The sequence below is a fragment of the Rhodococcus opacus genome (assembly GCF_012396235.1).
Lineage (GTDB): Bacteria > Actinomycetota > Actinomycetes > Mycobacteriales > Mycobacteriaceae > Rhodococcus_F > Rhodococcus_F opacus.
In genome coordinates, this window is record NZ_JAAXPA010000002.1 from 197417 (window position 1) to 210679 (window position 13263).

Here is a 13263-nt window from a genome sequence, read left to right on the forward strand (position 1 = left end):
CCACTTCTGCTACTTGCCTCCGAGCCTCACTACCGCCACTACGGTCATGAGTAGTACCTTGACGTCGAACCACATGCTCCAATTCTCGATGTAGTAGTTGTCGAACCGCGTGCGGTCCCCGATCGACGTGTCGCCGCGCAGACCGTTGACGGCGGCCCATCCCGTTATTCCCGTCGGCACGCGATGGCGCGCTTCATAGTTGGGAACCGTGGCGTGGAACTTGTCGACGAAGTGGGGACGTTCCGGCCTCGGGCCGACGAGTGTCATGTCTCCCCGGATGACATTCCACAGTTGAGGCAACTCGTCGAGCGAAGTCGCCCGCAGGATCCGACCGAGACGCCCGATCCTGGCGTCGTGTGCAATGCACCAGTGGGTAGCGGATTCGTGGTCGCTTGCTGGGCTCATTGTTCGGAACTTGAGAAGTTCGAACACCCGGTCGTCCAAACCGACTCGCTTCTGTCTGAACAAAACCGGTGCCGATCGGTCCGAGAGATACACTGCGAGAGCGATCGCGAGGAATGTCGGGGCCAACGCCACAAGCATTGCCGCGCTGAGGACTCGGCCCATCCATAACTTCACCCGCCACAGGAACGATCGGTGTGCCGCTCGGCGAAACTTCTTCAATGGGACGGTGCCGATGTGTTCCATGTCGCCGGTGACCGCAGTCATCTCCCACAGTCGAGGAACAACGAAGATCTCGCAGTCGATGCGGTCGCACTCACGCAACGCGTGGATGACCGCGCCGTCGACGGCGTGGGGAAAGGCGAGTACTGCCGTGTCGACGTAGTGGGTCGTGAGGTACTCACGCAGGTTTCCCCGCAGCGGGGTGATCGGTACGTTCCCATTGCGCGCGGTCTCCGCTTGTGGGGAGTCGTCGAGTAGTCCGATCAACTGCAGTCCAGACGAGGGCTCCGTGACGATGCTGTCCGCCAGTATCTTCGCGACCGGACCGCCGCCGATGATCACCGTTCGACGACCGCCGCGGAGTTTCCGTCTGAGGAAACGTTCGACCGGATAGGTGGCGTTGCGGGACAGTACGACCGCCAAGAGGGTCACTGCAGCCAGCTTCGCCGCCCCTACCAATGTTCCGTTCGGGGTCAGCACCAGTGCGGTGGCCAATGCCGCCAGCGTGCTTGCTAGTGCGAGCCGGGGCAGGGTGTCGAGTAGTGAGAGCGTCAGGTGGGGTCGGTACGCGCCCGTGAAGGCCAGGACCGCGACGATTATCGCTGCGGACTGTGCGGGACGATCGATCCGTGTCAGTGAACACACGACGGACAGCACGATGAAGTCTGCAGCGAGCGGGAGCAGATAGGCCTGTGCTCGCCTTCTCGCCAGAAGCCGGGTGGGAGCCTGCAGCGAATCCGGAACGGTGTCTGCGGAGTGGCGGACCGTGCGTGTCGTTGGAGGTCGTGGATACGAGGGGCCGATTCGCAATATTCGACGGGTGCTGGTGGTCATGGCTGTACTTCATCTCGGTTGCTGGCGGCTGAACGCGAATCGAGCCGGCCGCCTCGGGTCGTCGGCGTGTCCGCGTACGTCTCACGGTGTCTCGGCGCCAGATGCTCTCGACTCCGAGCGCGGATGAGCGGAGGAGCAGGAACGCGTGGTGTTTCGGATGGAAGGACCCACCGCCCGGACAGTTCCGGATAACGCTGCGACACTTCGGGTAGCAGATCCGGCAGCGTGAGCACGACCTTGTCCGGATGAGCGCGAAGCAATTGCTCAGGCGAGATGATCGGCACATCGGTGCCGGGCATTCGCCGCCCTTGTTTGGCGGTGGATGCGTCGGCGACTGCCGCCACAAGGCCTCGGTCGACGCCCGCGTGGGCGAACAGTGGTACTGCCCGAGATGCGGCGCCGTAGGCGAACACCCGACAGTGCCGCTGCGCCATCGCTGTCAGCCAGTCGCGAAAGGCTGCCGCATTCGTGTCCGCGGCGAGTTGCAAGGATTGGACCGTGACAGGGTTCGTAACACCGGCCATGCGTTCATCGACCAGTATGCGATGAACGCGAGGTGTCGGCGGTGCGCACGGCGAACGGCGTGCGGCCGCCAAGACCGTGCCGCCGTAAAGATCGAATAGCCAGGCGTGTGTGAGGTGTAGTCCTGAGTCGGCCAGCAACCGTCGGAGTGACGTCAAGGAATAGTATGCGAAGTGACCGTGCCGGAGTGCCGTCCACTGCTGGTGCTTCACAATCGCAGTAAGAGAATGAAATTGAATGAGCAGGACGCCGTCGGCGTCGAGTGCCGCTGCCCGCACCGAGAAGGCAGCCCGCTGGTCAGGTTCGTGCATGATCCCGAAACAATCGATGACCACCGAGGCTGTGCGCCGGTCCGTCGCGACACGGAACCCCCGCGCGGTGAGCAGCGGTAACCATGTTCCGCCGTGTGGACTGCCGAACTCGGTAACCGTGTCGCCCGTGAGATACCCGGCATCGGCGACGGCTCGAACAGCTGTGCATGCTTGTGTTCTCAAAGCCTCCGGTTCGACGCCACGTGGTTCCTCCGGCGCCGTGTCGTCGTCGACGAGCTGAGCAAGACCGCACTCGCGACACAACGCCATTGTCAGGCGGTGCGCCGATTCGGCTGGCGTGACCGGACTACCAACTGGAGGGAAGAAGTCGGCCGCGGGCATCGAACCGAGGTCGAGTACTCGATCGAACACTGCGACGCCACAGCCTCGACAGGCCATCATGTCGGAACCTCGGTGCGATGGAATCGGTGGCCGACCCGGCCCTTGTGCGCAAGAATTGCAGCGTGCACGTTGAAACCACCGAATTGACGGACGTCCGGGTGTTCCGGCCGGTGCCCCATCGTGACGACAGAGGCCTCTTCACTCGCACGTTCGAAGCCGGCCAGTTCGATGAACATGTGGGAGCGACTGGAATCCTGGCCGCAGACTTCCTGCAGGATTCGCAGTCCCGGTCGCGGCGTGGTGTGGTTCGCGGCATGCACGGACGGGCGAGTCCAGGTGAGGCGAAGCTGGTCCGGTGCGCCCATGGTGCGATCTACGATGTCCTGGTCGATATTCGCAGGGAGTCGCCGACGTTCGGTAGGAAGCAGGCATTCCGGCTCGACGATGTGGACTTCGCGCATCTCTACGTTCCGCCCGGTTTCCTGCACGGATTCCAGGCACTCACCGAGAGCGCGGATGTGTGTTATCGCATCGATCGTGAGCACGATCCGACGGCAGACATCGCAGTGGCCCACGACGACCCCCGCCTCGCGATATCGTGGCCGCTTCCGGTATCGCTGATCAGCGAACGAGACGCCGCCGCAGGGAGTTGGACGGCGTTGCTCGAACGGCTGTGACCGTTCCTGGCAGTGTCCGTCATTCATGGCCGGCTCCAACTCGCTGGAAACGCAGGGACTCGTCGAGTACACCGGTGCGCTCGAGTTGCTGAAGATGGGCGAGTCGGGTGAAACGCTGCGTGAAGAGCACGTCCGTGAGGCCCCAGCGGGTGTACCGGTCGTACAACTCGGCCGCTCCGTCGACGATGCTCCATCGCGGCACGAAGTCCTCGAATGCCGTGCGGATGGCAGAGAAGTCGACACGGTAGGACCGCGGGTCCGAGCCCGTCTCTCCCGTAATGAGCACTTGTGAGTCGGGAACCGCGGCGGCGGCGGCCTCGGCGATCTGTGCCACCGTCACATTGTTTGTCTCGGTACCGACGTTATAGGCGACGCAGTGGATCCGGTCGACCGGCGCGGTGAGTGCACACGCGAACGCGCTGGCGATGTCTTGCGCATGTACCAGTGGGCGCCACGGCGTGCCGTCCGACAAGACTCGCACCGTGCCCGTCAGCATCGCGGTGCCGACCAGGTTGTTGAGGACGATGTCGGCGCGCAGCCGTGGGGAGAATCCGAAGGCGGTCGCGTTGCGCAGGAAAACCGGAGAGAACCCGGAGTCGGCGAGTGCGGCTACGTCTTCCTCGACACGCACCTTGCTCTCGGCGTATGGCGTGAGCGGACGCAGTGGTGCGGACTCCGTAACCAACTCGATACCGGCCGAACCGTATACGGAGCAGGTCGAGGCATACAGAAATCGCCGCACACCGGCTTCCTTCGCCAGGCGAGCCAGCCGGACGGACGCTCGATGATTGATCTCGTAGGTGATGTCCGGTGCGAGAGACCCCAGCGGGTCGTTCGAGAGCGCTGCAAGGTGAATCACGGCATCGAAGCCGCCCAGATGCTGCTCTGTCACGTCCCGCAGGTCTACATCGAAAGAGGGAGGGTCGGCGGGTGCAGGACCGAGTACGCACCCGGCGAAGAGCCCGGAATCGAGACCCACGACGTCGTGCCCGCGCGTGTGCAATATCGGAACCATGACCGAACCGAGGTATCCCTGGTGGCCGGTAAGGAGCACTCGCATGTCAGGTCCTTCCGAATCGGATGGTTGCCTTTTCGAGGACGAACGCCTCCGCGTGCGGTTGTCTGCTCTGCACACCCCTCAGCCGCGACAGCCCGAGGAAGGAGTCTTCGTCGAACCAGTCGTGGGTGGTTTGGGAGGGGTAATGCTTCAGCAGTATCCGCGCCTTTTCCGTCGCCACAGCGCGGGTGAGCGGGTGGTAGATCGACGTCCGAGGTGTGTCGTTCTCCCACTTGAGGATCTCGTACCCCAGGATCAGATGGTCACGGAACACCGTCGGAACCAGCTCCGCCAGCATTCGGTGGTCCTGGTGTGCATCGGCTCGGTGCGGAGCGAACACCACGTCGGGATGGCAATCGCGCCCGAAGGCCTCGACTGCCTTCTTGATCGGCTCCCAATATGCCGGTGCGTATCCGTCCGGAACGTCGAGAACCGTGAGCTCGAGGTCGGCGTCGGGACACAATGCCGCCAACGCATGACGCTCCTCTATCTCGCGGCGGGCGTCGGCTCCTGCCAGGACGAGCGCCCGGACGCGAAGGCCGGGAGTGCTGGAAGCAAGTGTGAGGAGGGTGCCTCCGAGCCCGATCGCAACGTCGTCACAGTGCGCACCGAGTACAGCCACTTCGTGGAGCCCCAATGTGTCGAGGCTGATCATCATGCGCTGTGTGCGGGCTGCGACGGCTCCCACACCATCCACGGATGGATGCCTTGCGAGTAGTTCGAATCGAGTTCGGCGCGCTCCTTGAAAGTGTCCGCCGGCTTCCAGAACCCCTCATGGCGGTACCCGAACAAACGGCCTTCACCGGCAAGACGTTCACACACATCGGCCACGAGATCGCCGCCAGGGGGAAGGAGATCGAAGATCTCCCGACTGAGGACGAAATATCCGCCGTTCTCCCAGATGGGCAGCCGGCTGACCGGGATGATCTCCTTGACCTCGCCGTTCTCGGCCACGTTGACGCAGTGGAACGAGGACTGGGGCGTGACGACGAGCATGGATGCTGCCGCGCCCGACTCGTGGAACTTTGTGATGACGTCGTCGAGGGGGGCGTCGGTGAGCACGTCTGCATAGTTCGCGAGAAAGTACTCGTCTTCGCCGAGGTGCTGGCGAACGCGTCGCAGACGCTCGCCGATCGCAGACTCCAGACCGGTATCGACGAATGTGATCGACCAGTCGCTGATGTCGGAATTCAGCAGCTCGATCTTGCTCGCACGCAAAACGAAGTCGTTGGATTCCGCCTCGCGGTAGTCGAGGAAATAGTCTTTGATTGCCTCCGCCCCGTACCCGAGGCAGAGAATGAACTCCGTATGGCCGAAATGAGCGTAGTAGTGCATTACATGCCATAGCAGCGGACGTGGTCCGACCATCTGCATGGGTTTGGGGATCACGTCATTGTGGTCGTTGCGCATGCGTAGGCCGTATCCGCCGCAGAACAGGACAACTTTCATGTCGTGAGCCTCCTTGCCACGCTGTCGGGTTGGAATGTCGCTCTGTGCAGGGAGGGGAGCGGATACACGAGCTCTCCGCCCCACTCACTGATGTAGCGCAGTTGTTCGGTCAGCTCTCCCTCGAGGTTCCACGGCAGGGCGAGAACGACATCCGGCCGATCTTTCTCGATCTGTCGGGGATCGAGAATCGGGATCCGGGTGCCCGGCGTGTACCGGCCGTGCTTGTACGGATTGCGGTCGACCGTGTATTCGAGTAGGTCGGGGCGAATTCCGCAGTAGTTCAATAGGGTGTTTCCCTTGCCGGGAGCGCCGTAGCCGACGACGGTCCTGTTCTGGGCCCGGCAGTCGAGAAGGAACCCGAGCAATTCTTGTCGAGCGGCTCTCGCCTGAATTTCGAGCCGGCTGTATCCGTCGACGTTGTGCAGTCCGGCGTCTTCCTCCGCCTTCAATACGTCGGTGACGCTCGGGGTGGGCACTGCGCCGGCAGTGTCGGGACGTGCCCAGATCCGGATCGAGCCGCCATGTGTCTCCAGAAGTTCCACATCGACGACCGAGAGGCCGGCCGTGGCAAGCGCACGCATGGCGGAGAGGAGTGTGTAGTACTGAAAGTGCTCGTGATAGACCGTGTCGAACTGCGCGAGGACGATCAGATTCAGTGCGTGGTGCACCTCGATACTCAGCTGGCCGTCGTCGGCGACGAGGGTACGCAGTGCCCGAGTGAACCCGCGGAGGTCGGGGATGTGCGCATACACGTTGTTCGCAACCACGAGGTCTGCCGGACCGTGCTCGGCGCGGACGTCGGCGGCGAGTTCCTCGTCGAGAAATGCCGTGAGAGTGGGAACACCTCGTTCACGTGCGGCCGCGCCGACGTTGTGCGACGGTTCGATTCCGACGCAGCGGATCCCGGCGTCGACCGCGTGCTGCAGCAGGTAACCGTCATTGCTCGCGACTTCGACGATCAGCGAATTCGCGTCGAGGCCGAGCCGCGACACCGAGGACCGGACGAACTGCCGTGCGTGCTCCACCCATGAATCCGAGTAGGAAGAGTAGTAGGCATAGTCGGTGAAGGTGTCCTCCGGAGAAATCAGGGCCGGAACCTGAAGCAGGAGGCATTCCTCGCAGATGCGCAGGTGCAGCGGATAGTTCGTCTCGGGGGCGTCCAGGCCTTGCTCGGTCAAGAAGAGCTCGCACGGCGGCGTCGCCCCCAGATCCAGGACGCTTCGCAAGCGATCGGAGTCGCACAGTCGGCAGCGCACGGGCAGTCTCCCCTCGTCACCGAGATCTGGAGGTCGCTCTGTGTTAGTTGCGTCACACCCAGGGTCTCGATCCGTCCAATAAACCACACTCGAGGTCGTCTTGCAAGGTTCAAAACCAACTTTGAGTATGTTAAGCACTCAAATACGCGATAGAGTCCCTTTTTGTTTGACAGCTCGTGGGGACTTGATCAATTGAGTGTTTCCGTGGTCGTGGAGGTTTTCGCGGCTAAGGCCGCAGACCGCGGATACTGGACGAGGTATGGTGATATCTCGCCCTCCGAATTTAAGGCGGGCGAGCAATAATTGTCATTGAAAACCCAATGTGCCGATGACATCGGAGGGTGCCCGATGCCGTTCGTCATAGTCGAACGCGAAGAGACACTGGTCGCCGGACTGGCCGTCCGCAGTCCGAAGAGGGCGCTGGGAAAAGCGCGCGACAAGGATCTTGAAAAGACGTGGTCGACCCTTCTCGCGCAGAACGTGGACAAGCCATTGGCGTCTGCCTACGTCGACCACGCTCCCGAGATCAATTCGTACTACACGCAAATCGTGGGCTACGAGTGCACTTCGATCGATCAGGTCGCACGCGGGCACCTGGTATCGCGGATTCCTGCGGGAACCTATGCGAAGTTCTCCTCGGTCGGAACTTTTCCCGACCTCTTCGACGCGCTCTGGGGGCAGATTCGTGATGCGGAGGAATCGCAGCAGATTCAACGGTCCTACACCGGCGACTTCGAGTTCTACCCGCACGCCTTCGGAATCGATTTGTACGTGGCGATAGTGTCACCCGCCACGATGCAGGGGCCGCAATGAGTTTCGAGATCGTCAAGCGTGAGTCCGCCGACTTCGGTGGGCTTGTTCTGCCACGCACGGAGCTCAGTTCGTCGGCGCACTCGACCGACCTGATGAAGTTCACCCGCGAGCGAATCCAGCAACGCGGCACCGCGGAGTTGACCACCGTATATATTGCGGTCCCAGATCTGGGGTGGACCGCCGTGATCGGATATCGGTGTATCGGCCTCGGCAATCTCGAGATCGGTGACGTGCTGGTGCGAGTCCCGGCCGGCTATTTCGCCAAGTTCACACCTGACGGGCGGTCGTCAGACCCGATCGAGGATGTATGGATTCAGGCGGAGCTGGCCGAGAAGGAAGGGCGCATCGAGCGCGCCTATGCAGAGGAGATCGAGGTCTTCCACGCTCCGAGCAACGTCGAGCTGTTCATTTCCCTGACTTAAATGCCTGGTTGGCAATTACCAACCTGAAGTTTGTTTTTGAGCTCGTTTGTGGCATCACAGGTGACAAATCCGGTGTAAACGCGGAAAATAGGTAGCCGCGGGGCTGTGACCGGGTTCGTGTGTCCAGTTCTTGGGGTCTTTACGTAACCCGTGAGTCCCCGGAATTGCCGCACCGACTCCGATGGGAAAGCCCAATGCCTGTTGAACAGCTGTCGCGTCCGCAGATCGACGCACGGTCGACCGATACCTTAATTGACCGAACTCTGAGCGTGTGGGATCCGCGGTCGGAGTGTCGCTTCGTCGTCGCCCGGCCCACCGAGGAGCCTGAGCTCTGGGAAGCATATCTCGAGGGTGCGGTAGCGGGCTATCGCAAGTACGGCGCCGAGAAAGCTCTCGAATACCGCCGGATACAGGGCGGCGACACAACCGCGATCTTCTTCGTCGCCATCGAGCCGAACGGTTCGGTCGCAGCGGGTGTCCGGGTGCAGGGACCGTACCTTTCCGCAGTTCAGGCGCACGCGATCACGGAATGGAGCAACCATCCTGGAGCTCCCGCCGTCCGTCGAATGATCGAAGACCGACTTCCGTTCGGTGTCGTGGAGGCGAAGGGTGCATGGGTGTCGGATACCGCCGCCCGGCGGGGTGAACTCGTCGGCGCACTGGGCCGCATCGCCACCTTCTCGATGGATCTGCTCGACGTCCAGTTCATGCTCGCGACGGCCGCATCCCACGTCCTGGACACGTGGCGAACCACCGGTGGCGTGGTGGCCGACCATATTGCTCCCGTGCCCTATCCGGATGACCGTTACGAGACGCGGCTGATGTGGTGGGATCGGAGTAGGCGCAGGGGCCGCGCCGAAGCAATGCAGCTGTCCCAACTGTTACTCACGACGTCCCGACCGACGCCGTCGGCAGCCATCGCGACGGGGGCGGGAGGAGGCGTCGTTCGGCCGATGCGGAGCGTCTCGTGAACGAAACCCACGATGAGTACACCGCCCTGCTGCTCGACGAGGGCCACTCCGGGGACGCGGCGGTACTCGACCGCCTCCGCCGCGACCCCGCGGTGGTCTTCGTCGATCGGCTCGAGCACCAGAGGGACGCTCTGCGTTCCCTTGTTCCCACGCCGGGGGCCGGCGTGCTGGACGAGTCTCCGGTGTGGGCGTACTACTCGTGGCGTCGGACCGTGGTGCGTCTGCTCGGACGCACGTCGTTTCGGCGACTGCGGCTGGACCGGAATCGGAACAAGATCACCGCGCACGAGCAGGAACGTCTCGAGCATGTGACCGTCGGGATCGTCGGTCTGAGCGTCGGTCACGCGGTCGCGTTGGCGCTCACGCTGGAAGGGGCGTGCGGCGGCCTGCGGCTTGCGGACTTCGACACCCTCGAACTGTCCAATCTGAACCGGGTTCCCGGCACCGTCCTGGACCTCGGGGTGAACAAGGCCGTGGTCGCCGCCCGCCGTATCGCGGAGATCGACCCTTACGTCACTGTGACGTTGTGGGAGGACGGTCTCGACGTCGAGTCGGTGGCCGAATTCCTGGACGGCTTGGACGTGGTGATCGACGAATGTGACTCCCTCGACGTGAAGGTGTCCCTCCGGCGGGAGGCCAGGCGCAGGGGATTGCCGGTGCTGATGGCGACCAGTGACAGGGGTCTGCTGGACGTCGAGCGATTCGACCTCGAACCCGATCGGCCCGTCTTTCACGGACTGATCGGTGACGTCGACGTGGAGTCGCTGGCGGGGCTCGGCTCACGGGACAAGATTCCGCTCGTACTTCGGATTCTCGACGCCGGACAGCTGTCGGCGACGATGGCCGCGTCGTTGGTGGAGGTGGACGAAACCATATCCACGTGGCCTCAGCTCGGGGGTGAGGTGCTGCTCGGCGGGGCGGAGGTTGCGGCGGCGGTGCGGCGCATCGGGCTCGGACAACCGCTCGCGTCGGGTCGGTGCCGCATGGACCTGGACCAGCATCTCGATGCCCTCGCCGATCCGCCGAGACCGCACGACCTGCCGAAGGAGCCCGCGGATCGCGAGGCGGCTGCCGCGGTCTCGCGCGACGCCGTCGACGCCGTCGTGTATGCAGCGGCCCGCGCGCCGTCCGGCGGCAACGTCCAGCCGTGGACGATCGCGGCGGACGACGACGGGCTGACCATCTCCCTGGCCCCGGAGCACTCGACGGCCATGGACGTCGGGTACCGGGGCAGTTATGTCGCGGTCGGGGCCGCCCTGCACAACGCCCGGATCGCCGCGTCGGCCGCCGGACTGCTCGGCACCGTGACGGTCCACGACGGAGATCCGGGACTTCCCGTTGCCACGATGACGTTCGGCAGCGGAAACGACCGGGAACTCACCGACCGCTACGAGCACATGCTCGACCGGACCACCAACCGCATGCCGGGCGTGCCCCGGCCATTGGACGACACGCAGGCGCGGCTTCTCTCGGAGGCGGCATCTCGGGAGGGTGCACGCCTCTGCGTGGTGACCGACAGGGACGACATCGCGACGATCGCCGCCATCCTGGCGGAGTCGGACCGTATCCGATTCCTCACACCGACCCTGCACCGCGAAATGATCGGCGAGTTGCGGTGGCCGCCCCTGGATTCGGTCGAGACCGGCATCGACGTTCGCGCACTGGAACTCGACTCGGCGGAACTGTCGACCCTCGCACTGCTGCGGAGACCCGACGTCATGGAACGGTTGGGCGCACAGGACGGGGGACAGGCGCTGGGTAAGTCAACTGCGGACCGCGTCTCGTCGAGCTCGGCTGTCGCGGTCGTTGCGATTCCGGGCAGCACCCCTCGGGACTACGTGCGCGGCGGTGAGGCGACCGAGAGTGTGTGGATCCACGCCCAGACGCTCGGGCTCGCCGTCCAGCCGATTTCACCGATATTTCTCTACGGTGTGGAAAGTGCGGAACTCGAACAACTCTCACCACGGTATGCGGCACCATTGGAGAGGCTGCGGGAGGAACTGTTCGACGTCGTCGGAGCGAAGGCGGGTGAAGCGCTCGCCATGGTGTTGCGGCTCAGCCATGCGCCAGGCCCGTCGGTTCGGAGTGAGCGCCTCGCCGACCGGGTTCGCAGGCGGATATCGTAAGGACAGGAGGGTCAGTGAACACCGAGAAGCAAACCGAAAAGCTCGAGACCCTGGTGACAACCGTGGCGTCCCGGCTCACGCCTGTCGATGCGGTCTCGTTCAAGCCCGTGGCCACCCGCGTGTTGCAGGATCTCGTGGAGCACTTCGAGGTCGACACCAGCTTCCTCCGGTTCACCGACCACGAGATCGCGGCGACGGTCCTGGTCGCGGAATACCCGCTCCGGCCCTTCATCCCCGACCCCGACCCGCTCGGCGTCGTCTATTTCAAGGACGCCGACTCGACATTCGCGCAGATCGAGCACCAGAAGGAAGTGGCCATCTTCCGGCCGGAGGTGTCCGGTCCGGATTACAACGAGCGGGTTCGCGAGGCGTCCGGGGTGCCGCAGGTGTCGCTCGCGGCCGTTCCGCTGTTGTCCGGTGACACGACGACGGGCACGCTCGGATTCATCAAGTTCGGCGACCGCGACTGGACGCCTCCGGAGGTCGACGTCCTCAAGGCGATCGCCGCCCTGCTCGCCCAGGTCCAGGCGCGCATCGTCGTGGAGGAGCAGTTGCGTTACTCCGCCGACCACGATTCCCTCACCGGACTCAGTAACCGGCGCGCGCTCTACCACCACCTGGACACCCGTCTCGCCGAGTCCGAACCGGGGCCGGTCGCGATCCTGTTCCTCGACCTGGACCGGCTGAAGCCTCTCAACGACTTCTTCGGTCACGGGGCCGGTGACGGGTTCATCTCCACGATCGCGGACCGGCTCCGATCGACCAGCCAGACCGACGACCTCGTCTCCCGGCTGGGCGGCGACGAATTCGTGCTCGTGCTCGGCGGATCGGTGGGCCTGGAGGAGGCGGAGGTGCGGGCGCAGCACATCCGCGACGTCGTGACCGAACGGGTGCGTCTCGGCCGCGAGGTGGTCAGCCGCAGCGTCAGTATCGGCGTCGCGGCCGGAATTCCGGGCAAGGCCACCACCAGTTCGCTCCTCAGCCAGGCCGACCAGGCCGTCATGGTTGCGAAGACCAAGGGCGGCAATGCGATAAGCGTGTTCACCGACGAGATGCAGGAGGAGAGCGAGAAACGCAACGTGATCGAGCTCAGTCTGCGTGCGGCCATCGCGGACGAGTCGCTGTTCCTCGAGTACCAGCCCGAGGTCGACCTGCGGACCGGCCGGATCATCGGCGTGGAGGCCCTGGTGCGGTGGAATCACCCGCTGCTCGGGTTGCTGCAACCGGCGTCGTTCATCGACGTCGCCGAGGCGACGAATGTGGCCGGTGAGCTCGGGCGCTGGGTGATCCGGAAGGCCTGCCGGCAGTGGGCCGACTGGCGGTCGCAGGTGCCCGAGCTGGATTTGGATCTGCGCGTCAACGTCTCGCCGGGGCAGTTGGCCGGTCTGGACTTCCTCGACGTCGTTGCGAGCGCGTTGACGGAATTCGACGTTCGGAAGGGCGCGCTGTGCCTGGAGATCACCGAGAACGCAGTGCTCAGTGATCTGACCTGGACGCGTGAAGCGCTCGAAGGGCTGCACGCGATGGACGTGGAGGTGGCGATCGACGACTTCGGCACCGGGTTCAGCTCGCTCAGCCACCTCAAGGCGCTGCCGGTGGGGACGCTGAAGATCGACAAGGGCTTCGTGATGAATCTGGACACCAACCCCGAGGATCGGGCGATCGTGAAGTCCATCATCGGTCTCGCCGAATCGTTCGGCCTGGAGTTGGTCGCGGAGGGAGTCGAGAACGTCGAGTCGGCCCGGCAACTTGTCGACATGGGATGCCATCGGGCCCAGGGCTTCCTGTTCAGCCGCCCGGTCTCGGCGGAGAAGATCGGCAAGTTGCTGGCGGCCGGAGCCATCGAGGTCGGGCTGTAG

Annotated in this window: 12 protein-coding genes; 6 read left to right on the forward strand and 6 right to left on the reverse strand. The window is 63.8% G+C overall.

Translation table 11 applies throughout. From position 1 onward, the window contains the following. Positions 1 to 9 precede the first annotated feature (9 nt). Complete coding sequence (locus tag HGB39_RS02920; RefSeq protein ID WP_043790626.1) at positions 10 to 1458, reverse strand: sugar transferase; 1449 nt, start codon at positions 1456 to 1458, stop codon at positions 10 to 12. Further along, on the reverse strand, positions 1455 to 2693 hold the full coding sequence (locus HGB39_RS02925) for a transferase (protein WP_043790624.1): 1239 nt from the start codon (positions 2691 to 2693) through the stop codon (positions 1455 to 1457). The genes HGB39_RS02920 and HGB39_RS02925 overlap by 4 nt, the downstream gene beginning before the upstream one ends. Positions 2694 to 2710: 17 nt before the next feature. On the opposite strand from HGB39_RS02925, the gene HGB39_RS02930 reads away from it, so the two are divergent. Beyond that, a complete protein-coding gene (locus tag HGB39_RS02930; RefSeq protein WP_005568622.1) occupies positions 2711 to 3310 on the forward strand; it encodes a dTDP-4-dehydrorhamnose 3,5-epimerase family protein in 600 nt (199 codons plus the stop codon). 19 nt (positions 3311 to 3329) lie between these two features. On the opposite strand, the gene HGB39_RS02935 is transcribed toward HGB39_RS02930, so the two are convergent. Genes HGB39_RS02935 through HGB39_RS02950 form a run of 4 tightly spaced genes read right to left on the reverse strand, consistent with a single transcriptional unit; the run spans position 3330 to position 7072 of the window. Continuing rightward, positions 3330 to 4370, reverse strand: a complete 1041-nt coding sequence (locus HGB39_RS02935; protein ID WP_005255587.1) for an NAD-dependent epimerase/dehydratase family protein — start codon at positions 4368 to 4370, stop codon at positions 3330 to 3332. A 1-nt stretch (position 4371) separates the two neighbouring features. Next, entirely contained in the window at positions 4372 to 5022 is a 651-nt protein-coding gene (locus HGB39_RS02940; protein ID WP_037203464.1) for a PIG-L deacetylase family protein, read from the reverse strand. Beyond that, positions 5022 to 5816: a glycosyltransferase family protein gene (locus HGB39_RS02945; RefSeq protein WP_005238822.1), complete on the reverse strand. Its 795-nt coding sequence runs from the start codon at positions 5814 to 5816 to the stop codon at positions 5022 to 5024. Before HGB39_RS02945 ends, HGB39_RS02940 begins: the two co-directional genes overlap by 1 nt. Then, the gene (locus tag HGB39_RS02950) at positions 5813 to 7072 is read right to left on the reverse strand and encodes a class I SAM-dependent methyltransferase (protein ID WP_005568620.1); all 1260 of its coding nucleotides are present in this window, start codon (positions 7070 to 7072) and stop codon (positions 5813 to 5815) included. Before HGB39_RS02950 ends, HGB39_RS02945 begins: the two co-directional genes overlap by 4 nt. 348 nt (positions 7073 to 7420) lie before the next feature. On the opposite strand from HGB39_RS02950, the gene HGB39_RS02955 reads away from it, so the two are divergent. The 5 genes from HGB39_RS02955 (at position 7421) to HGB39_RS02975 (ending at position 13263) form a co-directional block, all read left to right on the forward strand. Beyond that, complete coding sequence (locus tag HGB39_RS02955) at positions 7421 to 7885, forward strand: GyrI-like domain-containing protein (RefSeq protein ID WP_005568618.1); 465 nt, start codon at positions 7421 to 7423, stop codon at positions 7883 to 7885. Then, the gene (locus tag HGB39_RS02960; RefSeq protein ID WP_005568617.1) at positions 7882 to 8307 is read left to right on the forward strand and encodes a hypothetical protein; all 426 of its coding nucleotides are present in this window, start codon (positions 7882 to 7884) and stop codon (positions 8305 to 8307) included. Before HGB39_RS02955 ends, HGB39_RS02960 begins: the two co-directional genes overlap by 4 nt. Positions 8308 to 8501: 194 nt before the next feature. After that, positions 8502 to 9278: a hypothetical protein gene (locus tag HGB39_RS02965; protein WP_039952693.1), complete on the forward strand. Its 777-nt coding sequence runs from the start codon at positions 8502 to 8504 to the stop codon at positions 9276 to 9278. Beyond that, entirely contained in the window at positions 9275 to 11404 is a 2130-nt protein-coding gene (locus tag HGB39_RS02970) for an Rv1355c family protein (RefSeq protein ID WP_005568614.1), read from the forward strand. Before HGB39_RS02965 ends, HGB39_RS02970 begins: the two co-directional genes overlap by 4 nt. Before the next feature lie 14 nt (positions 11405 to 11418). Continuing rightward, positions 11419 to 13263: a putative bifunctional diguanylate cyclase/phosphodiesterase gene (locus HGB39_RS02975; protein WP_005568612.1), complete on the forward strand. Its 1845-nt coding sequence runs from the start codon at positions 11419 to 11421 to the stop codon at positions 13261 to 13263.

Excerpts from the sequence above, each read along its gene's own strand:
- HGB39_RS02935 (WP_005255587.1), bottom strand. The coding sequence starts at position 4,370 with ATGCGAGTGCTCCTTACCGGCCACCAGGGATACCTCGGTTCGGTCATG.
- HGB39_RS02955 (WP_005568618.1), top strand. The coding sequence starts at position 7,421 with ATGCCGTTCGTCATAGTCGAACGCGAAGAGACACTGGTCGCCGGACTG.
- HGB39_RS02925 (WP_043790624.1), bottom strand. The coding sequence starts at position 2,693 with ATGATGGCCTGTCGAGGCTGTGGCGTCGCAGTGTTCGATCGAGTACTC.
- HGB39_RS02945 (WP_005238822.1), bottom strand. The coding sequence starts at position 5,816 with ATGAAAGTTGTCCTGTTCTGCGGCGGATACGGCCTACGCATGCGCAAC.
- HGB39_RS02940 (WP_037203464.1), bottom strand. The coding sequence starts at position 5,022 with ATGATCAGCCTCGACACATTGGGGCTCCACGAAGTGGCTGTACTCGGT.
- HGB39_RS02930 (WP_005568622.1), top strand. The coding sequence starts at position 2,711 with ATGGAATCGGTGGCCGACCCGGCCCTTGTGCGCAAGAATTGCAGCGTG.
- HGB39_RS02965 (WP_039952693.1), top strand. The coding sequence starts at position 8,502 with ATGCCTGTTGAACAGCTGTCGCGTCCGCAGATCGACGCACGGTCGACC.
- HGB39_RS02960 (WP_005568617.1), top strand. The coding sequence starts at position 7,882 with ATGAGTTTCGAGATCGTCAAGCGTGAGTCCGCCGACTTCGGTGGGCTT.
- HGB39_RS02920 (WP_043790626.1), bottom strand. The coding sequence starts at position 1,458 with ATGACCACCAGCACCCGTCGAATATTGCGAATCGGCCCCTCGTATCCA.